This is a genomic window from Serratia proteamaculans (assembly GCF_013337185.1).
Classification (GTDB): domain Bacteria; phylum Pseudomonadota; class Gammaproteobacteria; order Enterobacterales; family Enterobacteriaceae; genus Serratia; species Serratia proteamaculans_D.
In genome coordinates this window covers 83,247-109,513 of record NZ_SWDE01000004.1, presented here as the reverse complement: position 1 = coordinate 109,513, position 26,267 = coordinate 83,247, and the positions used below count along the sequence as shown (strand labels likewise).

The window sequence follows — 26,267 nt, the reverse complement described above, 5'->3', positions numbered from 1 at the left end:
GGGGGCCCAGCATGCTGGGCCCCACCAATATCGGACTTTGGCCGCAACAGGCGGACTACATCATGACAACGTCAAACTGTTCCTGGCTGTACAAGGGTTCGATCTGCACCTTGACCTGTTTGCCAACAAAGATTTCCACTTCGGCCAACGCATGGGACTCTTCGCTTTTCAGCGCCTCACCCACCGCCGCAGAGGCGTAAACCAGGAAACGATCTGAATCATAAGCATGGTGCACGCGCACAATTTCACGCAAAATTTCGTAGCACACGGTTTCCACAGTTTTCAAAGTGCCGCGTCCATGACAAGTAGGACAATCATGACACAGCACATGTTCAATGCTTTCGCGCGTACGTTTACGCGTCATTTCCACTAAGCCTAGCTGAGAGAAGCCGTTGATCGTGGTTTTTACCCGATCTTTACTCAGCGCCAGCTCCAGCGAATGCAGCACCCGACGGCGATGTTCGTCATTATTCATATCAATAAAGTCGATGATGATAATGCCGCCCAGATTGCGCAGCCGCAGTTGGCGGGCAATGGCCTGGGTCGCTTCGATATTGGTATTGAAGATGGTTTCGTCGAGATTGCGATGGCCGACAAAGGCGCCGGTATTGATATCCACGGTGGTCATCGCTTCGGTCTGGTCGATGATCAGGTACCCGCCGGACTTCAGCTCAACCTTGCGCTCCAGCGCACGCTGGATCTCGTTTTCGACGTCGTACAGGTCGAAGATCGGCTGGCTGCCGGTATACAGCTCCAGCTTGGCGGTAATATCCGGGATGTACTCACCGGTAAACTCCACCAATAGATCGTGGGTCAAACGGGAGTCCACGCGGATCCTGTCCAGTGCCGCACCGGCGAAGTCGCGCAAAATACGCTGCGCCAGCGCCAGCTCGCCGTACAGCTTGTATTTGGTCTGGTTGCGTTTTTTACGCTCCATCACCTTGGTCCACAGTCGTTTGAGGAAGGCGGCATCTTGCGACAGCTCTTCTTCACCAATGCCTTCAGCCGCGGTGCGGATGATAAAACCACCCAGTTCATCACAGTAACCGGCAACGGCTTTTTTCAGACGATCGCGCTCGGCTTCACTTTCAATACGCTGCGAAACGCCAACGTGCGCCGCCCCCGGCATGAACACCAGGTAACGCGAAGGCAGAGTGATGTCGGTGGTCAGGCGTGCGCCTTTGGTGCCTAGCGGATCTTTCACCACCTGCACCATCAGATCCTGCCCCTGGCGTACCAGCTCGGCAATATCGCGCACGTGGAAATTTTTCTGCTCATCGCCGGCAACACATTCGGTGTGCGGCATGATATCGGAGGCGTGCAGGAAGGCCGCTTTGTCCAGGCCGATATCGACGAATGCCGCCTGCATACCCGGCAACACGCGACTTACGCGTCCTTTATAAATATTGCCGACGATACCGCGCTTGGATTCGCGCTCAATATGGATCTCTTGCAGGATGCCGCCATCAATATAGGCAACCCGCGTTTCAGACGGTGTGATATTAACCAGTAGCTCAGCTGTCATGCCTTCTCCTCAGAGCCGGTCGATAATGGCAGCGCCCATCAACCGGTTCTTACATCACGTAATGCGACAAAATTACTGAGCAGCTCATGTGTTTCGACCAACGGCAAGCCCATCACCGCGTGATAACTCCCGGTTATCGTCCTGACGAAACAACCACCCTTTCCTTGAATTCCATAGGCGCCCGCTTTATCCATCGGTTCGCCCGTTGCAATATAGTCGCAGATATCCTGTTGTGACAGGTTGCGGAATGTCACGTCTGTCACCACTAGCTGGCACAGAACGTCATGGCGATCGGCGATCGCCACCGCGGTCATCACCTGATGCTGTTTACCCGACAGCGCCGCCAGCATTTGTGCCGCATGCGTTTCGCTTTGGGGTTTTTCCAGCACCCGGCCATTGAGCACGACAATGGTATCCGCGCCCAGCACCGGCCAGTCCTGCTGGGCCAGCGCCACGCCTGCCCTGGCCTTATCCTGCGCCAAACGGCGCACATAGACCTCTGCTGCTTCCCCTTCCTGCCGCTGTTCTTCGGTATCCGTCAGGATAATTTCAAACGGCACACCCAACAGGGTCAGTAATTCACGTCGACGGGGAGAACCGGAGGCCAGATAAAGCGAAGTCATTGATATACCCTTACTGTACGGCGAACTGACGGCGGATTTTGCGCATCAGCAGGAATAACCACGGCCACAGAATGCCGTTTACCACACTACTCCAGAACACCTCTGGGCGGAAAGAAACGTTGATCACCAAAAACTCGGCCCAGAACACCACAACATCCATCGCCAGTGACAATAGCACTACGATCAGCGCCTGTTGCCAGAGGGCCATATTGCGGAACAGTTGGAATTTGAACGCGACCAGATAGGCAATGATCCCCAGCGCCAGCGCACGCACGCCCAGCGTAGAGCCGAGGATCAGATCCATAATCAGCCCCAGCACAAAGCCGGTGCCGACGTTAACCCGGTGTGGCAGTGCCATTACCCAGTAGATCAGGATCAAAGCCAGCCAGGAGGGACGGAACATGTAGATCTGTTCCGGCCACGGCATAATTTGCAGCACCAGCGCCACCAGGAATGACAGCCAGATTATCCAGCGCCCATTACTGCGGTAGCGATTCATTGGGTGACTCCCGCGGCCGGTGCGGCGGTTTGTGGCACAGCAATGCCGGTCGCCGGTGCCGGCAGAGGCTGTTGTGGCCCCATGGCATCGGCCGGTGGCAGCACCTGAGGCATCATCTGCATCAGACGCTCATTGGCGACACGGTGCACTTCGTCCGGCGGCAACGGCATATCGCCATTGCGATCAGCGCCCCACAGCAACAACAAATAGCGCAAACGCTGCAGACCCGCCGTCGGGCGTGCCTGGATCACGGTATAAGCACGTTGATTGTCCACTTTAACCGAGGACACCACCGCCACCGGATAACCTTCCGGGAAGCGGCCGCCCAGGCCGGAAGTGACCAGTACATCGCCCACGCGAATATCGGTATTGTTCGGCAAATGTTCGAGCTGTAAATCATCGGCACAGCCGCTACCTGCAGCGATCACCCGGATATCATTGCGCAGCACCTGGATAGGCAGCGCGTGTGAGGCATCGCAGATCAGCAGCACGCGGCTGGTGACTTTCGCCACCGCGACGACCTGACCGACTACGCCTTTATCACTGATGACCGGCTGGCCTTCATAAACGCCGTTGTCCGAACCTTTGTCGATCACCACCTGATCGCTGTAAGGATCGGAGCCGGTCGAGATCACCTGGGTGACCATTTTGTGTTCGTCCTGGCGCAGCGGCGAGCCTAACAGCTCACGCAAACGGGCGTTTTCCTGTTTGAATTGGCCAAGAAGTAGAATATCGCTGTTTTTCAGCAGCAGTTCCTGCCGCAGAGCACGGTTTTCCAGCTCCAGCTGTTGGCGGGTAGCCAGCGTTTCTGAAACGCTGTCCAAAACCTTACGCGGCCCATTGGCCAGAAAATAGAAAGGGCTAACGGCCGTGTCCATGTAGTTACGTATTTTCACGAACGTACCGAGACGGCTGTCGGCAACGATCAGGCAGATAGCCACAATCACTGCTAAAAAAAGTCGTAGTTGCAGGGAAGGCCCCCTGCTAAAAATCGGCTTCATAAATTATGCGTGTTCCTCGACAACAGAAAGAGGAACCGTACCTGATTTTCGCTTTGCGCATTCATCCGATACGATTCCTCCTTCCTGGGGCTGACTATTCTTCGCTGAACAAATCGCCGCCATGCATGTCGATCATTTCCAACGCCTTGCCGCCACCGCGAGCTACGCAGGTCAGCGGATCTTCTGCCACGACGACCGGAATACCGGTTTCTTCCATCAGCAGGCGATCCAGGTTGCGCAGCAATGCGCCACCGCCGGTCAACACCATGCCGCGTTCGGAAATGTCGGAAGCCAGTTCCGGCGGACACTGTTCCAGCGCGACCATCACCGCACTGACGATGCCGGTCAACGGCTCCTGCAGCGCTTCAAGGATTTCATTGGAATTGAGAGTAAAGCCGCGCGGCACGCCCTCGGCCAGGTTACGGCCGCGAACTTCAATTTCATGCACTTCATCGCCCGGATAAGCGGAACCGATACCGTGCTTGATGCGTTCGGCAGTCGCTTCACCAATCAGTGAGCCATAGTTACGACGCACATAATTAATGATGGCTTCGTCGAAACGGTCACCGCCGATGCGCACGGAAGAAGAGTAGACCACACCGTTGAGTGAGATCACCGCCACTTCAGTAGTACCACCACCGATATCCACCACCATTGAACCGGTAGCTTCAGAGACCGGCAGGCCTGCACCGATTGCCGCAGCCATTGGCTCTTCAATCAGAAACACTTCACGCGCACCGGCCCCTTGGGCGGATTCGCGGATGGCACGACGTTCAACCTGAGTTGCGCCAACCGGCACACACACCAGCACGCGCGGGCTTGGCCGCATGAAGCTGTTGCTGTGAACCTGTTTGATAAAGTGCTGCAGCATTTTTTCAGTCACGAAGAAGTCGGCGATAACGCCGTCTTTCATCGGACGGATAGCCGCGATATTGCCGGGGGTACGCCCCAGCATCTGTTTAGCCTCATGACCCACGGCCGCAACGCTCTTGGGTGAACCGGCACGATCCTGGCGAATGGCAACCACCGAAGGTTCGTTCAGTACAATGCCTTGCCCTTTAACATAAATCAGGGTATTGGCGGTACCCAAGTCGATGGACAAGTCATTGGAAAACATGCCACGAAATTTCTTAAACATAACTAAAGGATAATCCTGCAAGCTGGGGGCGGAAAATAAAATCCGCCTACTTTACCAACCACACGAAGCAGCGACAAGGCGCAAAAATGTTCTACTTCGGTGAAAAATAGTCTGTATTGTTTCTGCTCGAATGCACGGAAATTGGATGAGGCCTGAATTCCCTGAACAAAGGCTCAGTTTACCACCCTGTCAGCGCACGAAACGGCGTAACACAGCTCATAAAATCTAACATATTCCCTGATTGCCGTTGGTGGTAAGCACCTACCAACGCTCAACAGAAAAGGACTGACAAGAGCCTATATCAAATAGGCGTCATTGTCGCAGGCAGTTTGGGGATAATCCCAAAAAGACAGATAAAATAGCCCAGATGAATTGGCGCTCATTCTACGTCAATTTTTGCCCGGCATTCAGGTTAAACGCGATAACGACGCGAATATTTTTTACGCCCTACATCTATTGGTTCCGGCGATGCAAAAAAGTCACCCTGCCCGCCGAGGATCCCGCGATCTTTCAGCGTCTGCCATTCATTACGTGTCCGCACGCTGGCGGCAAAAACCTGGGTACTGGTGCCTTCACAGGCGCCAGTCAGGCTCTGAACGAACAGCTGATTCTCATCCCGCTTATCAATACTCCGCACCAACCCCGGATGGAGCTTGACCAGTTCCACCGGTAAGGACTTGATATAGGAGGTACTAACCACGGTTAACCCCGCCTGGGACACGGCCAGACGACACCCCAATCCTGAGAGCAATCTCAGCACCGGGCGCAAACGGTCGATATGTTGACACACGTCTGCCTCTGCAAGTTCAATCAGAATTCGCCGACGATGACTTTTTTCACACTGTAGCAGGCTATCACGTAGCCAACGCTGGAAAGTTCGCTGCAATAATGAGTCTACGCACAGCGTAAATGCCAGCGTTTCTTCCGGCCACAGCGCCAGCAAGGGAAGAATACGACTCAGATGCTGGCGGTCGTAACTTTCCGCCAGGCCCAACTGCTGGACCAGCGGCATATACTCGGATGGCAGCAGTTCCTGGGTTCCATCGTATATCCGGCTCATGATCTCCCGGTGATGGACTTCCCCCTCCACCGTCACCGCCGGTTTCTGGTATAACCTTGGACCGCCCCGTGCCAGTACCTGTTCCAACAGAGTGCGCCATTTGACGCTACCGCGCCCTTTCTCCGGCACCTGGCTGTCGTAAACATACCAGCCGTTTTCTCCCTGCAGCGTGGCATGCCGTGTAGCCTGCTCTGCATAATCAATCACCTGTTCGGTGCTTTGTCCGCTGCGGTAGGCCACGATACCGATATGCAAAAACGCCTCGCGATCGATAAGCGCCGTTGAAGGCAGCGCATCAATGGCATGAACCAACTGTGAAGCAATGCCGTCCGCCTCTTTCAGCGTGCGATGTGGCAACAGGACGGTAAAATCGCTATGGAAATAGCGCGCCAACAACGCCGCCGGGTAGCGCATCACAAAAGTCGACAACAGATTGACCAGCGAATACATCAGTTCCTGTACCGCACTGTTGCCGTGGGTTTCCCGCAGCGTGTCGAAATCCGGCAATCGCACCATCATGACAATGCCGTGCGAACCTGCCTCTTCCAGCTGCGTGGTCAGTTGGTTATCAAAGAATAACCGGTTGTTCAGCCCGGTTTTGGCGTCCTGCGCGGCGAAAGCGCGGATCAGCGTATCGACCCGACTGCGCTCCTCGCGCGCTTCCGCCAGATCCGCCAGCAGGCGATCGAGCGCACCGCTGACGTTCGCCGGCCATTCGCGCACATCCCCCTGCATCACGCTCTCTCGTTCACCGTTAAGAATACGGCGCGCACGGCGCTCCAGCCGGTCCTCTCCGTCTGCCTGATCGCGCAACCAACGCAGACTGAACAGCAAGATAACCACCATCACGACGATCGATAAAGTGACAGCCGCAGTAGATTGCAACGAACGCACGTCGCTGGCGAAAGGGTCAATATAGGTAATGCGTAGCGAAGCGCCGGGATGCTGCATCAGCGGCAGAGAAACCTGCCGGTAGTCGTTGAGCGACTCCCAGGACGGCTTTACCGTTGGCAGATGATAAGAAAGGAGATTGCTATGGCTGGTATCTACACTGACGGCCACAATACCGAGCGGGCGCATCACCAGCGGTAACCATTGCTCCTGTTCCTCTGGTGATTCATGCAACATCGCCTGATCGAGCGAAGTCATCAGCGAATCGAAGCGGCGATCCAGCCTCTCCTGAGTGACGTAGAAGTAACTGTACGAGCAGCCCATCAGCATCAAAAACATCGCCAGAGCAACAAGCAGGGTGATCAATGCAGAGAGCTTGGTGGTGAATCGCATCCCTGTGCCTTGTCCGTTATGGTTACGTGGATTTTCACCTTTGGTCGTATAAAGGCCCCGAATTCGCTCAAATGAATCCAACACAATACCCTGATTTTTAATTAATCGCTGGCGTATCCTTGACGATCACCGCCGGCAGTTCATGCCGCTAAAACTACCAAGCATCATCAACGAAGAAAACCTTCAATCACCCTTTTTTGCCTTTTATCAGGACATAAATTTCTTATATGCATATAGTCAATTAAATCGGATCCAGCCATCCATGACAAAATTGCAAACAAGAGGAAGAGTGACATGCGTGCACTGTTATTGGAACAACAAGACGATCAAACTCTGGCTCGCGTCAAAGATATCAACAGTGACCAACTGCCCGACGGCGACGTCACGGTAGACGTTAATTGGTCCAGCATTAACTATAAAGACGCGTTGGCGATCACCGGTAAAGGCAAAATCGTGCGTAACTTCCCGATGGTGCCAGGCATCGACTTCGCCGGTACCGTGCGCCAAAGCCGCGACGATCGTTTTAAAGAAGGCCAGAGCGTGGTGCTCACCGGCTGGGGCGTGGGTGAAAACCACTGGGGTGGCCTGGCTGAGCAGGCGAGGGTCTCCGGGGAATGGCTGGTGCCGTTGCCGAACGGACTCGATGAGCGTAAAGCGATGATCCTCGGTACCGCCGGCTTTACCGCCATGCTGTGCGTGATGGCGCTGGAAGAAGGCGGCGTACATCCGGATGACGGCGACATTCTGGTCACCGGTGCCAGCGGTGGCGTGGGCAGCACGGCGGTCGCCATTCTGGCGGCGCTGGGCTATCACGTCACGGCCATCAGCGGCCGGGAAAGCAATACTGACTACCTGAAAGCGCTCGGTGCCAAAGAAGTGCTGTCGCGTGACGGCTATCTCGAAGCTCCGCGCCCGTTGGAAAAGCAACTGTGGGCCGGTGCGGTGGATACCGTCGGCGACACTATGCTGGCGCGGGTATTGGCGCAAATGAACTATAACGGCACGGTCGCCGCCTGCGGCCTGGCCGGCGGTTATCACCTGCCGACCACGGTGATGCCATTTATTTTGCGCAATGTTCGTCTGCAAGGGGTCGACTCGGTGCACACTCCGTTGCATCGCCGTCAAACCGCCTGGGAACGTCTGGCCGGTATCCTGTCGGACAGTTTCTACCAACAAGCCACCCAGGAAATCACGCTGGAACAGGCACCGGCCACGGCTGCCGCACTGTTGGATAACAAAGTCACCGGCCGCACCCTGGTGAAAATCCGCTAAGCCTGACGGCCCCCAACAACGGGGGCCCCTATCCCGTCTGCGAAATTTCATATTTTCCCGCCGCCTCTCGCATAAGACCAGGTTTCACGCCATGCTTACTCCAGATACGTGGAGAAAAACAGTATGAGCAAACAACGTAAATTAACTGAGGCCGATGTCACGCCCGAGAGCGTGTTTTATCAGCGGCGTAAAGTGTTGCAGGCGTTAGGCATTACCGCCGCATCACTGGCCCTGCCGCTTAATGCGCAGGCCGATTTGCTGTCATGGTTTAAAGGCCACGATCGGCCCAAGGCTCCGCCCGGTAAACCACTGGAGTTCAGCAAACCTGCCGCCTGGCAGGCCCAGTTGGCTTTGACGCCGGAAGATAAAGTCACCGGCTACAACAATTTCTACGAATTCGGTCTGGACAAGGCCGATCCGGCAGCCAATGCCGGCGGGTTGAAAACCGAAGGTTGGCAGGTACGTATCGACGGCGAAGTCGCCAAACCGATCACGCTGGACATCGATGATTTAATCAAACGCTTCCCACTGGAACAGCGCATCTATCGCATGCGCTGCGTTGAAGCCTGGTCAATGGTGGTGCCGTGGATTGGCTTTGAATTGGGTAAATTGATCAAGCTGGCAGAACCCAACAGCAACGCGCGTTACGTCGCCTTCCAGACGTTGTACGACCCGGAACAGATGCCCGGCCAGAAAGACCGCTTTATCGGCGGCGGGTTGAAGTATCCCTATGTCGAAGGGCTGCGTCTCGATGAGGCGATGAACCCGCTGGCGCTGCTGACCGTCGGCGTATACGGCAAAACATTGCCACCGCAGAATGGTGCGCCGCTGCGCTTGATCACCCCATGGAAATACGGTTTTAAAGGTATAAAGTCGATCGTCCATATCCGCCTGGTGCGCGATCAACCGCCCACCACCTGGAATGAGTCGGCACCTAATGAATACGGCTTCTATGCCAACGTGAATCCGCACGTCGATCACCCGCGCTGGTCGCAGGCCACCGAGCGTTTTATTGGTTCAGGCGGCATTCTGGACGTTAAACGCCAGCCCACCCTGCTGTTTAATGGCTATGCCGAACAGGTCGCATCGCTGTACCGCGGCCTGAATCTACGGGAGAACTTCTAAGTGCGTTTGACTCCTACCCATATCAAAGGGATCAAGGTCGCCATTTATCTGGCGGCATTTTTGCCCTTTCTCTGGCTGGTATTGTCGGTGGATCAGGGCTGGTTCAGCGCCGATCCGGCCAAGGATATCCAGCACTTTACCGGCAGGATGACGCTGAAACTGTTGCTGGCAACCTTGATGATCGCCCCGCTGGCACGCTACACCCGCCAGCCTCTGTTGATCCGGTGCCGCCGTCTGGTAGGGTTGTGGTGCTTTGCCTGGGGCACGCTGCATCTGATAAGCTATTCGACGCTGGAATTGGGGCTGAGCAATATTGGCCTGCTGGGGCGTGAACTGGTTACCCGCCCTTACCTGACGCTCGGCATTATCAGTTGGCTGATCCTGCTGGCGTTGGCGGCAACCTCGACGTTGTGGGCCATGCGCAAACTGGGGGCCAAATGGCAGACGTTACATAATCTGGTGTATCTGGTGGCCATCCTGGCACCGATTCACTACCTGTGGTCGGTCAAAACCTTTTCACCACAGCCCTTCATTTATGCCCTGCTGGCCGTCGTGCTGCTAGCGCTACGCTACAAGAAATTCCGCAATTGGTGGCGTTAAAAGGCGGAACTTTTCTGTGTTCTACCCCTCATAATGCGATAACACCCCTGTCTGTTTGCAGGTTTTGGGTTGAATATCTTCGCTGATAAGACCAGTATTTAGCTGCGAATTGCTACGATATCGTTATAATGCCCGACCTTGTTTCTGTTCTCAGGGTGAATTTTCCCCTTAACAGGTGACAAATCGGTGACATCGGGTTATTTTCTACGATGATGGTTTTATTGCCGGAGATACCAGCACAATGGCGGATAAGTTTCACATTTTGCTTCTGAACGGCCCCAATCTGAATCTGCTGGGGACGCGTGAGCCGGAGAAGTACGGCAGCACGACGCTAACAGAGATTGTTAACGGATTGGAAAACCAGGCATCCGCACTGGATATTACCCTGAGCCATCTGCAGTCTAACGCTGAACATGCGCTTATCGACTGCATACATCAGGCACGCGGCAACACAGATTTTATTCTGATCAACCCTGCCGCGTTCACGCATACCAGCGTGGCGCTGCGCGATGCATTGCTGGCGGTGCAGATCCCGTTTATCGAGATCCACCTCTCCAACGTGCATGCCCGAGAGCCTTTCCGTCATCACTCCTACCTTTCCGATATTGCGGTGGGTGTGATTTGCGGCCTCGGCGCAGATGGCTACACATTTGCTTTACAGGCAGCGGTTAACCGTCTGTCGAAAACCCACTAATTGCTACGCAAAAAGAGTACGGAATCACACTCATGGATATTCGTAAAATCAAGAAACTGATCGAACTGGTTGAAGAATCAGGTATTTCTGAACTGGAAATCTCTGAAGGCGAAGAGTCGGTTCGCATCAGCCGTGCCGCTCCGGCACAGGCTTACCCAATGATGCCGCAGGCATACGCAATGCCGGCACAGCCGCAGCCAGCACTGGCTACTGCCGTTGCTGCCGCGCCAGCCGAAACCCCTGCAGCACCAGCGGCCATGAGTGGCCACATCGTCCGTTCTCCAATGGTCGGCACCTTCTACCGCACGCCGAGCCCGGATGCGAAAGCCTTCATCGAAATTGGCCAGAAAGTGAATGCCGGCGACACGCTGTGCATCGTTGAAGCCATGAAAATGATGAACCAGATCGAAGCGGATAAATCCGGCGTGGTGAAAGCCATTCTGGTAGAGAACGGCCAACCGGTAGAATTTGACGAGCCACTGGTCGTCATCGAATAACGAGGCGAACATGCTTGATAAAATTGTTATCGCCAACCGTGGCGAGATCGCGCTTCGTATCCTGCGTGCCTGTAAAGAGCTGGGCATCAAAACCGTTGCCGTGCATTCCACAGCCGATCGCGATCTGAAACACGTACTGCTGGCTGACGAGACCGTGTGTATCGGTCCTGCGCCATCGGTAAAAAGCTATCTGAATATCCCGGCTATCATCTCTGCGGCGGAAATTACCGGCGCAGTGGCGATCCACCCGGGTTACGGCTTCTTGTCCGAGAACGCCGACTTCGCCGAGCAGATCGAACGCTCCGGCTTTATCTTCATCGGCCCGAAAGCCGAAACCATCCGCCTGATGGGCGACAAGGTTTCTGCCATCAACGCCATGAAGAAAGCCGGCGTGCCTTGCGTACCAGGCTCCGATGGCCCGCTGACCGACGACATGGATAAAAACCGTGCCTTCGCCAAGCGCATCGGCTACCCGGTGATCATCAAGGCATCTGGCGGCGGTGGCGGCCGTGGCATGCGCGTCGTGCGCAGCGACAAAGACCTCGAACAATCCATTTCCATGACCAAAGCTGAAGCCAAAGCGGCTTTCAACAATGACATGGTTTATATGGAAAAATACCTGGAAAACCCACGCCATATCGAAATTCAGATTTTGGCAGACGGTCAGGGTAACGCCATCTATCTGGCCGAGCGCGACTGCTCCATGCAGCGCCGTCACCAGAAAGTGGTTGAAGAGGCTCCAGCACCAGGCATCACCAGCGAAATGCGCCGTTACATCGGCGAGCGCTGCTCGAAAGCCTGTGTTGAGATCGGTTACCGCGGCGCGGGTACTTTCGAGTTCCTGTACGAAAACGGCGAGTTCTATTTCATCGAAATGAACACCCGTATTCAGGTTGAACACCCGGTTACCGAAATGATCACCGGTGTGGATCTGATCAAAGAGCAGCTGCGCATCGCTGCCGGTCAGCCGCTGTCGATCAAACAGGATGAAGTGAAGGTTCACGGCCACGCGGTGGAATGCCGTATCAACGCCGAAGACCCGAACACCTTCCTGCCAAGCCCAGGCAAGATCACCCGTTTCCATGCGCCAGGCGGTTTCGGCGTGCGTTGGGAATCTCATATTTACGCCGGTTATACCGTACCGCCGTACTATGATTCCATGATCGGCAAACTGATCACTTACGGTGAAAACCGTGACGTGGCGATTGCCCGCATGAAGAACGCCCTGGCTGAGCTGATCATCGATGGCATCAAAACCAACGTTGAACTGCAGCAGCGGATCATGAGCGACGAAAACTTCCAGCACGGTGGCACCAACATCCACTATCTGGAGAAGAAGCTCGGTCTGCAGGAAACCTAAGGCAGGCTATTCATAACGCCTGACAGAAGGCCGGTTAATCACCGGCCTTTTTCTTTTTCATCTCAGGCACGGTAACGGCTTGGCAAAATCCGGCCTTGCCGTAGAATTCCTTACCTTTGGCAAAACCATCACCGTAAACCTATGGGGAACACTGATGGACACACGCTTTATTCAAGCGCACCGCGAGGCGCGCTGGGCGCTCGGTCTGACGCTGCTCTATCTGCTGGCCTGGTCGTTGGCGGCCTATCTGCCAGACAGCGCATCCGGGATTACCGGCCTGCCACACTGGTTCGAAATGGCCTGCTTATTGGTGCCACTGCTGTTTATCGGCCTGTGCTGGCTGATGGTACGCGGCATATTCCGTGATATTTCACTGGAGGACGGCGATGCAAACTGAAGTCGTTCTGCCGCTGGTCGGCTATCTGCTGCTGGTGTTTGGGCTGTCGGTCTACGCTTACAGCCGACGTCAGACCGGCAACTTTCTTAGCGAGTACTTCCTGGGCAGCCGATCGATGGGCGGCTTCGTGCTGGCCATGACGCTGACCGCTACCTATATCAGCGCCAGTTCGTTTATCGGTGGCCCCGGCGCCGCCTATAAATATGGCCTTGGCTGGGTGCTGCTGGCGATGATCCAACTGCCGGCGGTGTGGCTTTCACTCGGGGTGCTGGGCAAGAAGTTCGCCATTCTGGCGCGCCGCTACAACGCCATCACCTTAAACGACATGCTGTACGGCCGCTATCAAAGCCGTCTGTTAGTCTGGCTGGCCAGTCTCAGTTTGTTGGTGGCGTTCCTGGGGGCGATGACGGTGCAGTTTATCGGCGGCGCGCGCCTGCTGGAAACTGCTGCCGGCATCCCTTACGACACCGGCCTGCTGATCTTTGGCGTCAGCATCGCGCTGTACACCGCCTTTGGCGGCTTTCGTGCCAGCGTGCTGAACGATGCCATGCAGGGCCTGGTGATGTTGATCGGCACCGTGCTGTTGCTGGTTGCAGTGATCCACGCCGCTGGCGGCCTGCACAGCGCGGTGGACAAACTCCAGCAAATTGACCCGGCGCTGGTGTCGCCGCAGGGCGGTGAGCAGATCCTCAGCCTGCCGTTTATGGCCTCGTTCTGGATCCTGGTGTGCTTTGGCGTGATTGGCCTGCCGCATACTGCGGTTCGCTGTATTTCCTACAAAGACAGTAAGGCAGTACACCGCGGCATCATCCTCGGCACCATGGTAGTCGCGGTGCTGATGTTCGGTATGCACCTGGCCGGTGCTCTGGGCCGCGCGGTGTTGCCGGATCTGAAGATCCCCGATCAGGTGATCCCGACGCTGATGATCACCGTGCTGCCACCCTATGCCGCCGGTATCTTCCTGGCCGCACCGATGGCGGCCATCATGTCGACCATTAATGCCCAGCTGCTGCAATCTTCCGCCACTATTATTAAAGATCTCTACCTTGGCGTACGCCCGCAGCAAATGCAGAACGAACGCCTGATTAAACGCTTCTCCAGCCTGACCACGTTAATCCTCGGGCTTTTGGTGCTACTGGCGGCATGGCGACCACCGGAAATGATCATCTGGCTGAACCTGCTGGCGTTCGGCGGTCTGGAGGCGGTCTTCCTGTGGCCGCTGGTACTGGGCCTGTACTGGGAACGTGCCAACGCGCAGGGAGCGCTTAGCTCAATGGTGACGGGTGCGGTATGCTATACGCTATTGGCCAGCGTCAAGCTGCAACTGGCGGGGCTGCACCCTATTGTGCCTTCGTTGCTGCTTAGCCTGCTGGCGTTTTATATCGGTAACCTCGTCGGCGAAAAACGCCGGACGGCGTCATCATTACCCTCTTAAAAGAGAATTGTTATGCCTTGGATCCAACTCAAACTGAACACCACCGGCAGCCAGGCAGAAGACCTGAGCGACGCGCTGGTTGAAAGCGGCGCAGTATCGGTGACCTTTCAGGACACCCACGACAATCCGGTGTTCGAACCGCTGCCGGGCGAAACCCTGCTGTGGGGCGATACCGATGTGATCGGGCTGTACGACGCTGAAACCGATATGGCCGAAGTGGTGGCAATGCTGGAACAGCATCCACTGCTGGGCGCCGGTTTCCGCCACAAGATTGAACAGCTGGAAGACAAAGACTGGGAGCGTGAGTGGATGGACAACTTCCACCCAATGCGCTTCGGCGAGCGTCTGTGGATCTGCCCAAGCTGGCGTGACGTGCCCGACCCGGATGCGGTTAACGTGATGCTCGACCCGGGCCTGGCGTTTGGTACCGGCACCCACCCGACGACGGCGCTGTGTCTGCAGTGGCTCGATGGCCTGGATCTGGCCGGTAAGACCATTATCGACTTCGGTTGTGGTTCCGGCATCCTGGCGATTGCCGCCCTGAAGCTCGGTGCCGCACGCGCTATCGGCATCGATATCGATCCCCAGGCCATTCAGGCCAGTCGCGACAACGCGCAGCGTAACGGCGTTTCAGAGCGTCTGGAGCTGTATCTGCCAAAAGACCAACCTGCTGACCTGCTGGCTGACGTGGTCGTCGCCAATATTCTGGCCGGTCCATTGCGTGAACTGGCCCCGCTGATCGGCTGCCTGCCGAAATCCGGTGGCTATCTGGGCCTGTCCGGCGTGCTGGCTACCCAGGCAGCGAGCGTGGCGCAAGCCTATGAAGATAAATTCACGCTCGACCCGGTAGCCGAACGCGAAGAATGGTGTCGCATCACCGGCCAACGCAAATAATGACAGTGTTGCTTTGATAAAAACCACCGATAACCTAATCCGTTACGGTGGTTTTTTTTTCCGCCTGAGATTTCGCTGATTTATCCTGACGAAAAGCAGAGGTATGCTGCAGGCGCGTTAACAGCCGCTTTTTTAGCTGCTGCCCGCCAAAGGATACTCACTATTTTTCAATAAGGATTGGCAATGAAAGGGAAATTACTACTCGCCGCTTTACTGGTCTCCAGTTTTTCAATTAGCGCCACCGAGCAGGCCCATTGGGGTTATGAAGGCCAGGAAGATCCCGCGCACTGGGGGAAACTCTCTCCGGACTTTTCGCTGTGCGAAACCGGTAAGAACCAGTCACCGGTTAATGTTAAGGGTGCTCTGAAAACCCAGCACCACAAACTGAAACTGGCTTTCCAACCGGGCAAGCAGCAGATCGTCAATAACGGCCATACCGTGCAGGTAAACGTCAGCGGCGGCAATACGTTAGTGCTGGATAACGACACTTTCACGCTGCAACAATTTCACTTCCACGCCCCCAGCGAAAACGAAATTGACGGCAAACAATTCCCCCTTGAGGCGCACTTTGTCTATAAAGACCAAGAGGGTGCACTGGCAGTCTTGGCATTGATGTTCCAGCAAGGCGAAGCCAACCCGCAACTGGCGCAGGCCTGGCGGCAGATGCCGACCACCGTCGATCAGACCGCTGTGCTAACTACGCCGCTGGATATCAAGGCGCTGCTCCCCGCAAACTTTAACTTCTATCGGTTCAGCGGCTCGTTAACCACGCCCCCTTGTTCCGAAGGAGTAAGCTGGATGGTGCTGGATAAGCCTGTCAGCGCCTCTGCCGAGCAGATCGCCCAATTCCGCGCCGTAGTTCACCATGCGAACAATCGTCCGCTACAGCCGCTCAACGGCCGCGTTATCATCGATTAAGGCTGTCGGAATAACTTCACCGCTGGCTTGATAGCTGGTGGTGAAAATCCCCCTCTTTAGCTACAACCCTCGTCACGCGATTTCAGCGTAATTGAGCCCCTTCTCAACGCAATACCCTGACAAATGGCCTATATCGCTGACGATATCCAGCTGAATCGAGACTCATTACAGATAAAATTCTGTTGTATGGGGAATATTTTATCGAGCACTAATTGACCATTTTTCGTCAACTCATTGTTAAATATATATAATATTTTTATAGATCCTGACGAGGTGCATTTTTATTGCCGAATAGCGCCTGATTGGTCAAAGTTTGGCCTTTCATCTCAACGCAAAAATGCGTAATATACGCGCCCTTGCGGACACAGTATGGTTACTCTTTGTCTATGCGCATTGGACACCACCAGCTTACAAATTGCTTGATTGCGGCCCCGATGGCCGGCATTACAGATCGCCCGTTTAGAGCCCTATGTCATGCAATGGGTGCTGGGATGGCTGTATCCGAAATGCTCTCCTCCAATCCGGAGGTGTGGCGGACGGATAAGTCGCGTCTGCGTATGGTCCATAGCGATGAACCAGGGATCCGTTCCGTGCAGATTGCCGGATGCGATCCGGATGATATGGCCGCCGCGGCACGGATTAACGTGGCCAGTGGCGCACAGATCATCGACATCAATATGGGGTGCCCGGCCAAGAAAGTGAACCGGAAGCTTGCAGGGTCTGCATTGCTGCAGTACCCGGATCTGGTTAAACAGATCCTCCACGCGGTAGTTAACGCTGTGGATGTGCCGGTAACACTTAAGATCCGTACCGGCTGGGAACCCGAACACCGTAACTGTGTAGAGATTGCCCAACTGGCCGAAGACTGTGGTATACAGGCCCTGACTATTCATGGCCGAACCCGTGCCTGCCTGTTCAACGGCGACGCGGAGTACGACAGCATTCGGGCAGTTAAGCAGAGTGTTTCCATTCCGATTATCGCGAATGGCGACATTACTGACCCGCATAAAGCCAGAGCAGTGCTCGACTACACTGGGGCTGATGCCCTGATGATAGGCCGCGCTGCTCAGGGGAGACCCTGGATCTTCCGGGAAATCCAGCATTATCTGGACACTGGGGAACTGCTGCCCCCTCCGCCGCTTGGCGAGGTTAAGCGTTTGTTGATAGGGCATATTCGGGAATTGCACGGCTTTTACGGCCAAGGCAAGGGATTCCGGATTGCTCGTAAGCACGTATCCTGGTATCTCCAGGAGCACGCCCCGAATGACCAGTTTCGGCGCACATTCAACGCCATAGAGGATGCCAGCGAACAGCTGGAGGCGTTGGAGGCATATTTCGAAAATCTTGCGTAACAAAAAAGAGCTGACAGAACTATGTTCGAACAACGCGTAAATTCTGACGTACTGACCGTTTCTACCGTGAACTCACAGGACCAAGTGACTCAAAAGCCTCTGCGTGACTCGGTGAAACAAGCACTGAAGAACTATTTTGCTCAACTGAATGGTCAAGACGTTAACGATCTGTATGAGCTGGTATTGGCTGAAGTTGAACAGCCACTGTTGGACATGGTGATGCAATACACCCGTGGCAACCAGACCCGTGCAGCCCTGATGATGGGCATCAACCGCGGTACGCTGCGTAAGAAATTGAAAAAATACGGCATGAACTGATACTAGTCAGTTGGCATGTTGAAAAGGCGCAACCTCGCAAGGGGCGGCGCCTTTTTCTTTTCTGGGGTTTTCTCAAAATCGGGTCAATGCGAATGAGAATATTCGCATGCCACTCCTCCTCGTCGGGCCGTATTGTGTGTTACAATATACATTCCTGGAGCCGCCTTCGCGGGCCTGCAGCCATCCCTCCGAAGCCTGATAGCAACGCGAACCGCCCTTCGAGTGTAAAGATTTGGTCAATTATGGAATCTGGCCAAACGATAGTGATGTCTGGGTGTCTGAGTGGTCGTATCGCAATTGAGTGGATCTTTGTGCGTTACAGATTGCTGCCCCTTTTAATGCATAAATGAGTTCATATGAAGCGTCCGCAAAAATTCAAAATGGCCCTGCTACATCCTCGCTACTGGTTTACCTGGTTCGGGCTGGGCTGTCTGTTCTTACTGGTTCAACTCCCCTACCCGCTGCTGCACAAGCTCGGTATATGGATGGGCCGCACCTCGATGCGTTTCCTGAAACGTCGGGTTTCCATTACTCGCCGTAACCTGGAACTGTGTTTCCCGGACATGGATGTGACGCAGCGCGAGCGCAAAGTGATTGGCAACTTCGAATCCCTCGGCATGGGCCTGCTGGAAACCGGCATGGCCTGGTTCTGGTCAGATAAACGCGTTAAGCGCTGGTTCAACGTTTCCGGCATCAATCACCTGAAAGCGGCACAGCAAAACCAACGCGGCGTGCTGGTGATTGGCGTGCATTTTATGTCGCTGGAGCTGGGTGGTCGTGCCATGGGGCTGTGCCAGCCGATGATGGCGATGTACCGCCCGCACAACAATAAAGCGATGGAATGGGCGCAAACCAAAGGCCGTATGCGTTCCAACAAGGCGATGCTCGATCGCAAGGACCTGCGCGGTATGGTTCAGGCCCTTAAGCGTGGCGAAGCCGTCTGGTTCGCTCCGGATCAAGACTACGGCCCACGTGGCAGCGTGTTCGCTCCGTTGTTCGCCGTCGATCAGGCCGCCACCACCAGCGGTACCTATATGCTGGCACGCATGGCCAAACCGGCGCTGGTGCCTGTGGTGCTGATCCGTCGTGAAAAAGGCCGGGGTTATGATCTGCTGATCCAACCGGCACTGGAAAATTACCCTATCGGCGACGAAATCGCCGCCGCGGCTTACATGAATAAAGTGGTGGAAAAAGAGATCATGCGCGCACCAGAGCAGTATATGTGGCTGCATCGTCGCTTCAAAACCCGCCCGGCCGGCGCGCCGTCGCTGTACTAAGCCAAAACCTGATTTTCCGAGCCCGGCCAACACAGGGCTTTTTTGTGCGCCGCGTTTAAAAAAACTGCGGATTGGCGATCGGCTTTACTGTAATCTCCTTTTTTACCCGCACAGGAAAAGGAAATGATGAAAGCTCAAGTTCGCATTGCTCTGGTCGGTGACTACAAACCCGAGGCCGTTTCTCACCAGGCTATCCCCATTGCTCTCAAGCTTACCGCCTCACATCTTAACGTCGATATCCAATCCCACTGGCTGCCCACAGAAACCATTACCGCCCCCTCAGTACTGCAAGACTATGATGCGATCTGGGTGGTACCCGGCAGCCCGTATAATCATGACGACGGTGCCTTTATGGCGATCCGCCATGCCCGTGAGCAGAACGTCCCTTTTCTCGGCTCCTGCGGTGGCTTCCAGTATGCGATTGTGGAATACGCGCGCAACGTTATGGGTTGGCATGACGCCGGACATGCAGAAACCGACAATGGCGGCAGGCTGGTGATTGCCCCACTGAGCTGTTCGCTGGTCGAAAAAAGCGGTGCCATTATTTTCCAACCCAATACGCTGGCTGCCCGTGTCTATGGCAAGCTGGAAACGCACGAAGGTTACCACTGCAACTTCGGCGTTAACCCGGAATTTGTCGCCGATCTACAGCAGCATCCGCTGATGATCAGCGGCCGCGACAGCGAAGGTGACGTGCGGTCAATCGAGTTGCCGGGGCACCGTTTTTACGCCGCTACGCTGTTCCAGTCTGAACGGGCGGCATTACGTAACGAGCTTTCCCCGTTGGTGGTGGAACTGATCAAGACCGCCGCAAATATCTGACAGTTGCGGATAATGAGGGCCATGCCGACATGGCCCTATTATCAGAAACTTACCACATCAGTTGCCCTATCAGCGGTGCGGCAATTACCGTGATAATCCCCGCCAACATCATCACCAGGCTGGAAACCACGCCTTCTTCCTGCCCCATCTCATAAGCTTTCGCGGTACCGGCACCGTGTGACGAAGCCCCTAGCCCGGCTCCTTTCGCCAGACTGCTGCGCACCGCCAGCCGCAGGAACAGCATATCCCCCACCGCCATGCCGAATACCCCGGTGATTACCACAAACAGCGCCACCAGATCTGCCTGCCCGCCCATCTGTTTGGCCGCTTCCAGCGCAAACGGCGTGGTGATGGAGCGCACTGCCAGACTGCGCTGCACCTCTTCCGGCAGCGTCAGCAGGCGCGCCAGCCACACCGAGCTGTAAACCGCCACCAGCACGGCCGTCAGCACTCCGGCGCTGAGCGACAGCCAGTGGCGGCGGATAATATGCAGGTTCTCGTATACCGGTACCGCGAAGGCGATGGTGGCCGGCCCCAGCAACCAAAGTAACCAGTGCGTTTCGCCAATGTAGTCCTGGTACGAAATATGGGTCACCACCAGCAACAGCACCAGGATCATGGGCGTCAGTACCAAGGGCATTAACAACAAGGTACGGCGGCGGCGGTAGAGTTTTTTATTGGCGAAATACAGCGCCAACGTCGCCACAAAGCAGGCAATGCTCAGGATAAAATCATTCATCGCGCTGTTTTCGCCGTTGTAACCAGACTTCCAGTCGATAGACCCGATCGACCACCAGGCCCGTCGCGCCCAGCGTCAGCGTGGTGCTAATCGCAATCACCAGGAAAATCTTCCAGCCTTCCACCATCAGCAACTGGGCATAGTTAACCACCGCCACTACCGCCGGAACGAAGAACAGCAGCATCTCGGCCAGCAGCCAGCGTGAACCGGCCCGGACCCAGCTCAACGGCAGAATGCGCAGCAAGATCAGCGCCAGCAGCATCAACATGCCGATAATATTGGCGGGCAGCGGCAAATGGAACTGTTGCACCAACCGGTCGGCAATCAAAAACAACACCGCGTACAACACAACCTGAATCGGCACCTGCAAGCGAGCCAGCAAACTGGGAGCAGCGTGGCGTAACGCCAGTAACATGGAAAATGACCTTAAACAAAAATTCGCGTTTTACAGTATACGCAGCCAGGAAACCTCCCATGAAATGAATTAAAATCATCCATATCATGCCATCAGGGAATAATTTCCTGCCGGTAATGTCCTCAGGAGAACCCAACGTGGATGTCCGCACCCTACGCTATTTTGTGGAAGTGGTACGTCAGCAAAGCTTTACCCGCGCGGCGGAAAAATTGTTCGTCACCCAGCCAACCATCAGCAAAATGCTGCGCCATTTGGAAGAGGAGCTTGAATGCACCTTGCTGATCCGCGAAGGCCGCAGGCTGCACCTGACCGACAGCGGTCAGGCGGTGTATCAGCGCGGTCTGGCCATCATCGATGAATTCCGCCAGTTGGAGGCCGAGCTGGAAGACATCAGTTCGGTAAAAAAAGGCGTGCTGCGGCTCGGTATCCCGCCGATGGTCGGCCGGCAGATTGCCGATTTGATCCGACAGTTTCGCCACACCTACCCTGGTATCGAACTGAAAATCTCAGAGTTGGGCGGGTTATCGGTCGAACAGGCGGTGATGTCCGGTGAATTGGATCTGGCGATGACCATTCTGCCGGTCGACTCCGCTCAGCCACTGACCTTTCTGCCCTTGCTCGGCCACCCCATGTGCGTGGTCGCACCACGAACGCCGCACTGGCTGAACCGCACCAGTATCCATATCTCCGAGTTGGCCAATTGGCCGATCCTGCTTTATAACGAGGACTTCGCGCTCTACAAGATGCTGATGACGGCATTCCGCCAGGCCGGTTTTGAACCCCAGATTGCGGTTCGCAGCGGGCAGTGGGATTTTCTGGCGTCGATGGTGCAGGCCGGGGTTGGCATCGCCACCCTGCCGGAGCCGGTTTGCCAATGGCTGGATAAGGAAAACCTGATTTGGCTGCCGCTGGAGCCACGCATGGAATGGAAGGTGGGGTTAATTTGGCGTCAGGGCAGTTATCTGTCGCACAGCGCCCAGGCCTGGATCGCCTGCTGTCGTGACTTCTGGCCACCCGTCAAATAATCAGGGCCGCGTCTGCGGCCCCGTTGGCATTACCCCTCGCGCTCAATCAACAGCGCTTCCAGCAGGTCGAGATCGTGCAACAGTTTTTGCAGCGTCTCGTTGCTGATTTTCTGCGTGGCGCGCAGATGATATAACTCACCGCGCTCGGCACGCAGCGCCGTCAGGCGAAAACGCCGCTCGAGGTTTTCCAGCATCAGCGCATTTTCGATATCGTCTTTGGTGGTGATGCGCCGCCGCAGCGTGCCGACCACCCGCGAACTGATCTCTTTCAACACCTGCGGATCGATATTTTCCTCGGTATCCACCGCCAGGCGTTCTTCCATTTTGTTGATGCTTTCGATCGCCACCTCGGCAGCCATGGCAATCGCCATCCGTTCCTCGCTCTTGCTGACGCTCTTGTCTGCCACCTGTACGCCGCGCAGCAACAGCGGCAACGCCATGACACCGACAAGCAACGAAAGCAGGATCACCCCGGCGGCGATAAACACCAGTTGATAGCGCGCCGGGAAGGCGGAACCGTCACTGAGCAACAGCGGGATAGACAGCACACCCGCCAGCGTAATCGCCCCACGCACCCCGGCGAACGACGCCACCCACAGTTCACGCGTGGTGAAATCGCCAAACTGCAATGGCCGTTTTTTCATAAAGCGACGGCTGGCGTTTTTCATCAGCCACAGCCAGGTGAAGCGCAGCACCAGCAACGCGGCGTAGATAATGGCAACATCGGCAAACAGGTACCAGGTCTGAATGGTCGGATCCAGCTCTGCCTGCAAAATGGAGGTTTCCAGGATGCCCGGCAGCTGCAGCCCCAACATGATGAACACCATGCCATTGAACACAAACTCCAGCATCGCCCAGACGCTGTTGGCACGCAGACGCATCGCCAGCGGGGCATTGCGGATCACGCCGGACTGGCTGATGGTCATCCCCGCAGCCACCGCGGCCAGGATGCCTGAGACGCCAATATGTTCGGCAATCAGATAAGAGGCAAACGGCAACAGCAGCAGGAATACAATTTGCGTCGCCGGGTCGTCGCCGCTCCAGCGGCTCATTACGCGCAACGATTTACTGTAAAGCCAGGTGATCGCCACACCGGCCAGCAGGCCGCCGATCGCCACCTTGAGGAACTCCAGCGTCGCCCCGCCCACGGTAAACACCATGGTGCCCATTGCCACTGCGATGGCGAATTTGAGTGAGACCAGACCGGACGCGTCGTTCATCAGCGCCTCGCCCTCCAGCACCCCCATGATCGACTTGGGAATACGCCCTTTACCCACGATGCCGGACAGCGCCACGGCATCGGTTGGCGACAGTACCGCCGCCAGGGCAAACGCCGCCACCAGCGGGATCCCTGGCACCATGGCGTAAATCAGGTAGCCAACACCGACAACGGTAATCAGCACCAGCACCAATGCCAGGCCAAGGATTTCACGGCCGTGATGCAAAAACTCACGCGTCGGGGTTTTCCAGCCATCGGCAAACAGCAATGGCGGAATAAACAGGACCAGGAACAATTCAGGGTCAAAGTCGACGTGCAGCCCAAAATGCGGCCAGGCCAACAAGGCCCCGATAGCGATTTGCATTAACGGCAATGGCACCTGGAACGGCAACATGCGCGTCACCACCCCGGACAGGGAGACCACCAAAATTAAAATGAGGATTGTAAAAAAGATTTCCATGCTTTCCTTAGACTCCAGGGTTCAGAAATATCTCTGAATATGCCCGATAGTAGATCACTTTTTTTACAGCGGTTAAAGCTTGTTGTGCCATTCAAAATGCAGTATCGGCAGAAGGAGACTTATCTGAAGCAGAAATGGGGATAAAACATCCCCCGCCAAAGCGACGGGGGAAACATCAACATGATTAGATTGCCCAACCGCCGGCATAGAATGCCACCAGCGCCACGGCAATCAGCACGGTACCGATATTCAACCGGCGCCATTCACCGGAGAAGATACGACCAATCACCAGTGCGCTAAAGCCCAGCATAATGCCGGTAACGATGTTACAGGTCAGCACGATAAATACCGCACACAGCAGGCCGGACATGGCATCAACAAAGTCGTCGAAGTCCAGCTTGGTGACATTGCTCAGCATCAGCAGGCCGACGTACATCAGCGCCGGTGCGGTGGCGTAAATCGGTACCAGATAAGATAACGGCGACAGGAACAGGATCATCAGGAACAACAGACCGACCACGGTCGCGGTCAGGCCGGTTTTACCGCCCGCCGCAGTACCCGCAGCCGACTCGATATACACCGCTGCCGGAGCCGCGCCCACCAGGCCGGAGAAAATGCTGCTCAGGGAGTCCGAGGTCAGCGCTTTGCCACCGTTGATGATCTGCCCGTCTTTATCCAACAGGTTAGCCTGGCCGGCTACCGCACGAATGGTGCCGGTGGCGTCAAACACCGCCGTCATCACCAACGCCAATACGCTCGGCAATACGACCGGCTGCAAGGCGCCCATGATATCCAGACTGAAAATCAGCGAATGGCCGTTGGCGTCCGCCAGGCTTGGCATGGCGAACAGCCCCTGATACTTCACCGCCGGGTCAAACACCAGCCCAATCACCGAAATAGCAATAATAACCAGCAGGATACCGCCAGGTACGCGCAGCTTTTCCAAACCGAAAATCACCGCCAGCCCAAGCAGTGTCATCACCACCGGGAATGAGGTGAAGGCGCCCAATGCTACCGGCAAGCCGTCCAGCGGGTTCTTCACTACCAGGCCCACACCGTTAGCGGCGATCAGCAACAGGAACAGGCCAATGCCGATACCGGTGCCGTGCGCCACGCCCATCGGCAGATTGCGCAGGATCCAGGCGCGGATACCGGTGACCGAGATAATGGTAAACAGCACGCCCATCAGGAATACCGCACCCAGCGCCACCGGAATACTGATGTGCTGACCCAGCACCAGGCTGAAGGCGGTAAAAGCGGTCAGTGAGATCGCACAGCCGATAGCCATAGGCAAATTAGCCCACAGCCCCATCAGCAACGAGCCCAGACCGGCAACCAGACAGGTGGCGACAAACACCGCCGTTGGCGGGAAACCCGCCTTGCCCAGCATGCTCGGCACCACAATCACCGAGTAAACCATCGCCAGGAAGGTAGTTAACCCCGCCACCACTTCCTGCCGCACGCTGCTGCCACGCGCAGAAATATTAAAATAACCATCAAGCCCGCCTTTTGGTTTAACGGCGTTGTTCGCTTGAGAATTCGACATCTTGCTGTCCCCTGTGTTTCATTGCCAGCCCGTTGCAAGGCTTGTTATTCCGCCCACACCTGTTTGCTAGGGTATCGTTTGCTTTTCGGTCTTTCACTCACGTCGCCCATTGGCGGCGCTTATTAAGGCAAACGATTAACTCTCAAGGCATGAGGCGGGTGATTTATGGTGGTTTATTCAAGGCAAACGATTATCCAGCCTTCTGTGCCCTCTGATCAACCAAAGATCGCGGCAATTTATGCAGAAAAGTATTGGGGCCCATCATTATCGAAAATATGAAATTTGTCACATAGGGAAATCTGATGGGAAAGCCCCCCGTTCGGAGGGCAAACAGGGTCACTGGGGCTGTGCGGCCTTTTCGTCCATGTACATCAGTTCCCAGATATGGCCGTCCAAATCCTGGAAGCCGTGACCGTACATAAAGCCGTAATCCTGCGGCTGATTATAGGTATTGCCACCGGCAGCGATCGCCTTGCGGACCAGCGCATCCACCGCCGCCCGGTCGGGCTGCGACAGACACAGCAAAACCTCGGTCGATTTTTTGGCGTCGACAATCGGATTCGGGGTGAACATTTTGAATTTGTCGTGGGTCAGCAACATCACATAAATACTGTCGCTAACCACCATGCAGGCGGCGGTATCGTCGGTAAACCGGGGATTAAAGCTGAACCCCAGTTCGGTGAAAAATGTCATGGAGGCGGGCAGATTGCCCACCGGCAGGTTAACAAAGATTTGCGTAGCCATGGGCTACCTCCGATGAAGGGTGACCTCA

26 protein-coding genes are annotated in these 26,267 nt (G+C 55.7%); 15 read left to right on the top strand and 11 right to left on the bottom strand.

Annotated features, from left to right (window positions below):
• Positions 1–55: 55 nt before the first annotated feature.
• From rng to csrD, 6 genes are all read right to left on the bottom strand, one after another.
• Positions 56–1,525, bottom strand: a complete 1,470-nt coding sequence (rng, locus tag FCL49_RS16700) for a ribonuclease G (RefSeq protein ID WP_012147102.1) — start codon at positions 1,523–1,525, stop codon at positions 56–58.
• Between the two features lie 38 nt (positions 1,526–1,563).
• Complete coding sequence (locus tag FCL49_RS16695; RefSeq protein ID WP_174354418.1) at positions 1,564–2,148, bottom strand: Maf family protein; 585 nt, start codon at positions 2,146–2,148, stop codon at positions 1,564–1,566.
• Positions 2,149–2,158: 10 nt separating this feature from the next.
• Positions 2,159–2,647 carry a rod shape-determining protein MreD gene (gene mreD / locus FCL49_RS16690; protein ID WP_012147104.1) on the bottom strand — a complete coding sequence of 163 codons (489 nt, stop codon included), beginning with the start codon at positions 2,645–2,647 and terminating at the stop codon, positions 2,159–2,161.
• Positions 2,644–3,648 (bottom strand): rod shape-determining protein MreC, encoded by a 1,005-nt coding sequence (gene mreC / locus FCL49_RS16685; protein ID WP_174354417.1) that lies wholly within the window; start codon positions 3,646–3,648, stop codon positions 2,644–2,646. The genes mreD and mreC overlap by 4 nt, the downstream gene beginning before the upstream one ends.
• Before the next feature lie 94 nt (positions 3,649–3,742).
• Positions 3,743–4,786: a rod shape-determining protein MreB gene (mreB, locus tag FCL49_RS16680; RefSeq protein ID WP_012147106.1), complete on the bottom strand. Its 1,044-nt coding sequence runs from the start codon at positions 4,784–4,786 to the stop codon at positions 3,743–3,745.
• A 412-nt stretch (positions 4,787–5,198) separates the two neighbouring features.
• Entirely contained in the window at positions 5,199–7,130 is a 1,932-nt protein-coding gene (gene csrD, locus FCL49_RS16675) for an RNase E specificity factor CsrD (RefSeq protein WP_174354416.1), read from the bottom strand.
• 294 nt (positions 7,131–7,424) lie between these two features.
• Between csrD and acuI the strand changes: the two genes are divergently transcribed.
• The 14 genes from acuI (at position 7,425) to FCL49_RS16605 (ending at position 20,091) form a co-directional block, all read left to right on the top strand.
• Positions 7,425–8,402 (top strand): acrylyl-CoA reductase (NADPH), encoded by a 978-nt coding sequence (gene acuI, locus FCL49_RS16670; protein ID WP_174354415.1) that lies wholly within the window; start codon positions 7,425–7,427, stop codon positions 8,400–8,402.
• Positions 8,403–8,525: 123 nt separating this feature from the next.
• On the top strand, positions 8,526–9,527 hold the full coding sequence (gene msrP / locus FCL49_RS16665) for a protein-methionine-sulfoxide reductase catalytic subunit MsrP (protein WP_174354414.1): 1,002 nt from the start codon (positions 8,526–8,528) through the stop codon (positions 9,525–9,527).
• Positions 9,528–10,127 (top strand): protein-methionine-sulfoxide reductase heme-binding subunit MsrQ, encoded by a 600-nt coding sequence (gene msrQ, locus FCL49_RS16660; protein WP_012147110.1) that lies wholly within the window; start codon positions 9,528–9,530, stop codon positions 10,125–10,127.
• A gap of 241 nt (positions 10,128–10,368) precedes the next feature.
• Positions 10,369–10,821 (top strand): type II 3-dehydroquinate dehydratase, encoded by a 453-nt coding sequence (aroQ, locus tag FCL49_RS16655; protein WP_012147111.1) that lies wholly within the window; start codon positions 10,369–10,371, stop codon positions 10,819–10,821.
• A gap of 32 nt (positions 10,822–10,853) precedes the next feature.
• A complete protein-coding gene (gene accB, locus FCL49_RS16650) occupies positions 10,854–11,318 on the top strand; it encodes an acetyl-CoA carboxylase biotin carboxyl carrier protein (RefSeq protein WP_012147112.1) in 465 nt (154 codons plus the stop codon).
• Positions 11,319–11,328: 10 nt separating this feature from the next.
• Positions 11,329–12,678: an acetyl-CoA carboxylase biotin carboxylase subunit gene (gene accC, locus FCL49_RS16645; protein ID WP_012147113.1), complete on the top strand. Its 1,350-nt coding sequence runs from the start codon at positions 11,329–11,331 to the stop codon at positions 12,676–12,678.
• Positions 12,679–12,832: 154 nt separating this feature from the next.
• Positions 12,833–13,075 carry a YhdT family protein gene (locus FCL49_RS16640; RefSeq protein ID WP_020832087.1) on the top strand — a complete coding sequence of 81 codons (243 nt, stop codon included), beginning with the start codon at positions 12,833–12,835 and terminating at the stop codon, positions 13,073–13,075.
• Entirely contained in the window at positions 13,065–14,510 is a 1,446-nt protein-coding gene (gene panF / locus FCL49_RS16635) for a sodium/pantothenate symporter (protein WP_174354413.1), read from the top strand. Before FCL49_RS16640 ends, panF begins: the two co-directional genes overlap by 11 nt.
• A gap of 12 nt (positions 14,511–14,522) precedes the next feature.
• Positions 14,523–15,404: a 50S ribosomal protein L11 methyltransferase gene (gene prmA / locus FCL49_RS16630; RefSeq protein ID WP_135318220.1), complete on the top strand. Its 882-nt coding sequence runs from the start codon at positions 14,523–14,525 to the stop codon at positions 15,402–15,404.
• Between the two features lie 183 nt (positions 15,405–15,587).
• On the top strand, positions 15,588–16,322 hold the full coding sequence (locus FCL49_RS16625) for a carbonic anhydrase (protein ID WP_174354412.1): 735 nt from the start codon (positions 15,588–15,590) through the stop codon (positions 16,320–16,322).
• A gap of 386 nt (positions 16,323–16,708) precedes the next feature.
• Positions 16,709–17,674 carry a tRNA dihydrouridine synthase DusB gene (gene dusB, locus FCL49_RS16620; RefSeq protein WP_174354411.1) on the top strand — a complete coding sequence of 322 codons (966 nt, stop codon included), beginning with the start codon at positions 16,709–16,711 and terminating at the stop codon, positions 17,672–17,674.
• A gap of 21 nt (positions 17,675–17,695) precedes the next feature.
• Complete coding sequence (gene fis / locus FCL49_RS16615; protein ID WP_000462905.1) at positions 17,696–17,992, top strand: DNA-binding transcriptional regulator Fis; 297 nt, start codon at positions 17,696–17,698, stop codon at positions 17,990–17,992.
• 356 nt (positions 17,993–18,348) lie between these two features.
• Positions 18,349–19,269 carry a kdo(2)-lipid IV(A) palmitoleoyltransferase gene (gene lpxP / locus FCL49_RS16610; protein ID WP_174354410.1) on the top strand — a complete coding sequence of 307 codons (921 nt, stop codon included), beginning with the start codon at positions 18,349–18,351 and terminating at the stop codon, positions 19,267–19,269.
• Between the two features lie 123 nt (positions 19,270–19,392).
• Positions 19,393–20,091, top strand: coding sequence for a CTP synthase C-terminal region-related (seleno)protein (locus FCL49_RS16605; RefSeq protein WP_438827232.1), 699 nt, complete (start codon positions 19,393–19,395; stop codon positions 20,089–20,091).
• Positions 20,092–20,140: 49 nt separating this feature from the next.
• Here the strand turns inward: FCL49_RS16605 and FCL49_RS16600 are convergent, their stop codons facing one another.
• Both FCL49_RS16600 and FCL49_RS16595 read right to left on the bottom strand, forming a co-directional pair.
• Entirely contained in the window at positions 20,141–20,830 is a 690-nt protein-coding gene (locus FCL49_RS16600) for an LrgB family protein (RefSeq protein ID WP_174354409.1), read from the bottom strand.
• Positions 20,823–21,245 carry a CidA/LrgA family protein gene (locus tag FCL49_RS16595; RefSeq protein WP_174354408.1) on the bottom strand — a complete coding sequence of 141 codons (423 nt, stop codon included), beginning with the start codon at positions 21,243–21,245 and terminating at the stop codon, positions 20,823–20,825. The genes FCL49_RS16600 and FCL49_RS16595 overlap by 8 nt, the downstream gene beginning before the upstream one ends.
• Before the next feature lie 137 nt (positions 21,246–21,382).
• Between FCL49_RS16595 and FCL49_RS16590 the strand changes: the two genes are divergently transcribed.
• Positions 21,383–22,270 (top strand): LysR family transcriptional regulator, encoded by an 888-nt coding sequence (locus FCL49_RS16590; RefSeq protein WP_174354407.1) that lies wholly within the window; start codon positions 21,383–21,385, stop codon positions 22,268–22,270.
• Between the two features lie 29 nt (positions 22,271–22,299).
• On the opposite strand, the gene FCL49_RS16585 is transcribed toward FCL49_RS16590, so the two are convergent.
• The 3 genes from FCL49_RS16585 to FCL49_RS16575 all read right to left on the bottom strand — a co-directional run bounded on the left by FCL49_RS16585 (position 22,300) and on the right by FCL49_RS16575 (position 26,239).
• Positions 22,300–23,949 (bottom strand): Na+/H+ antiporter, encoded by a 1,650-nt coding sequence (locus FCL49_RS16585; RefSeq protein ID WP_174354406.1) that lies wholly within the window; start codon positions 23,947–23,949, stop codon positions 22,300–22,302.
• 184 nt (positions 23,950–24,133) lie between these two features.
• On the bottom strand, positions 24,134–25,495 hold the full coding sequence (locus FCL49_RS16580) for an NCS2 family permease (protein WP_174354405.1): 1,362 nt from the start codon (positions 25,493–25,495) through the stop codon (positions 24,134–24,136).
• Between the two features lie 336 nt (positions 25,496–25,831).
• Positions 25,832–26,239, bottom strand: coding sequence for a VOC family protein (locus FCL49_RS16575; RefSeq protein ID WP_174354404.1), 408 nt, complete (start codon positions 26,237–26,239; stop codon positions 25,832–25,834).
• Positions 26,240–26,267: the final 28 nt, after the last annotated feature.

Excerpts from the sequence above, each read along its gene's own strand:
- csrD (WP_174354416.1), bottom strand. The coding sequence starts at position 7,130 with ATGCGATTCACCACCAAGCTCTCTGCATTGATCACCCTGCTTGTTGCT.
- mreC (WP_174354417.1), bottom strand. The coding sequence starts at position 3,648 with ATGAAGCCGATTTTTAGCAGGGGGCCTTCCCTGCAACTACGACTTTTT.
- FCL49_RS16605 (WP_438827232.1), top strand. The coding sequence starts at position 19,393 with ATGATGAAAGCTCAAGTTCGCATTGCTCTGGTCGGTGACTACAAACCC.
- aroQ (WP_012147111.1), top strand. The coding sequence starts at position 10,369 with ATGGCGGATAAGTTTCACATTTTGCTTCTGAACGGCCCCAATCTGAAT.
- mreD (WP_012147104.1), bottom strand. The coding sequence starts at position 2,647 with ATGAATCGCTACCGCAGTAATGGGCGCTGGATAATCTGGCTGTCATTC.
- msrP (WP_174354414.1), top strand. The coding sequence starts at position 8,526 with ATGAGCAAACAACGTAAATTAACTGAGGCCGATGTCACGCCCGAGAGC.
- acuI (WP_174354415.1), top strand. The coding sequence starts at position 7,425 with ATGCGTGCACTGTTATTGGAACAACAAGACGATCAAACTCTGGCTCGC.
- accC (WP_012147113.1), top strand. The coding sequence starts at position 11,329 with ATGCTTGATAAAATTGTTATCGCCAACCGTGGCGAGATCGCGCTTCGT.
- panF (WP_174354413.1), top strand. The coding sequence starts at position 13,065 with ATGCAAACTGAAGTCGTTCTGCCGCTGGTCGGCTATCTGCTGCTGGTG.
- FCL49_RS16585 (WP_174354406.1), bottom strand. The coding sequence starts at position 23,949 with ATGGAAATCTTTTTTACAATCCTCATTTTAATTTTGGTGGTCTCCCTG.
- FCL49_RS16580 (WP_174354405.1), bottom strand. The coding sequence starts at position 25,495 with ATGTCGAATTCTCAAGCGAACAACGCCGTTAAACCAAAAGGCGGGCTT.
- fis (WP_000462905.1), top strand. The coding sequence starts at position 17,696 with ATGTTCGAACAACGCGTAAATTCTGACGTACTGACCGTTTCTACCGTG.
- lpxP (WP_174354410.1), top strand. The coding sequence starts at position 18,349 with ATGAAGCGTCCGCAAAAATTCAAAATGGCCCTGCTACATCCTCGCTAC.
- FCL49_RS16695 (WP_174354418.1), bottom strand. The coding sequence starts at position 2,148 with ATGACTTCGCTTTATCTGGCCTCCGGTTCTCCCCGTCGACGTGAATTA.
- FCL49_RS16595 (WP_174354408.1), bottom strand. The coding sequence starts at position 21,245 with ATGTTACTGGCGTTACGCCACGCTGCTCCCAGTTTGCTGGCTCGCTTG.
- rng (WP_012147102.1), bottom strand. The coding sequence starts at position 1,525 with ATGACAGCTGAGCTACTGGTTAATATCACACCGTCTGAAACGCGGGTT.
- FCL49_RS16640 (WP_020832087.1), top strand. The coding sequence starts at position 12,833 with ATGGACACACGCTTTATTCAAGCGCACCGCGAGGCGCGCTGGGCGCTC.
- mreB (WP_012147106.1), bottom strand. The coding sequence starts at position 4,786 with ATGTTTAAGAAATTTCGTGGCATGTTTTCCAATGACTTGTCCATCGAC.
- FCL49_RS16575 (WP_174354404.1), bottom strand. The coding sequence starts at position 26,239 with ATGGCTACGCAAATCTTTGTTAACCTGCCGGTGGGCAATCTGCCCGCC.
- prmA (WP_135318220.1), top strand. The coding sequence starts at position 14,523 with ATGCCTTGGATCCAACTCAAACTGAACACCACCGGCAGCCAGGCAGAA.
- FCL49_RS16625 (WP_174354412.1), top strand. The coding sequence starts at position 15,588 with ATGAAAGGGAAATTACTACTCGCCGCTTTACTGGTCTCCAGTTTTTCA.
- dusB (WP_174354411.1), top strand. The coding sequence starts at position 16,709 with ATGCGCATTGGACACCACCAGCTTACAAATTGCTTGATTGCGGCCCCG.
- FCL49_RS16600 (WP_174354409.1), bottom strand. The coding sequence starts at position 20,830 with ATGAATGATTTTATCCTGAGCATTGCCTGCTTTGTGGCGACGTTGGCG.
- accB (WP_012147112.1), top strand. The coding sequence starts at position 10,854 with ATGGATATTCGTAAAATCAAGAAACTGATCGAACTGGTTGAAGAATCA.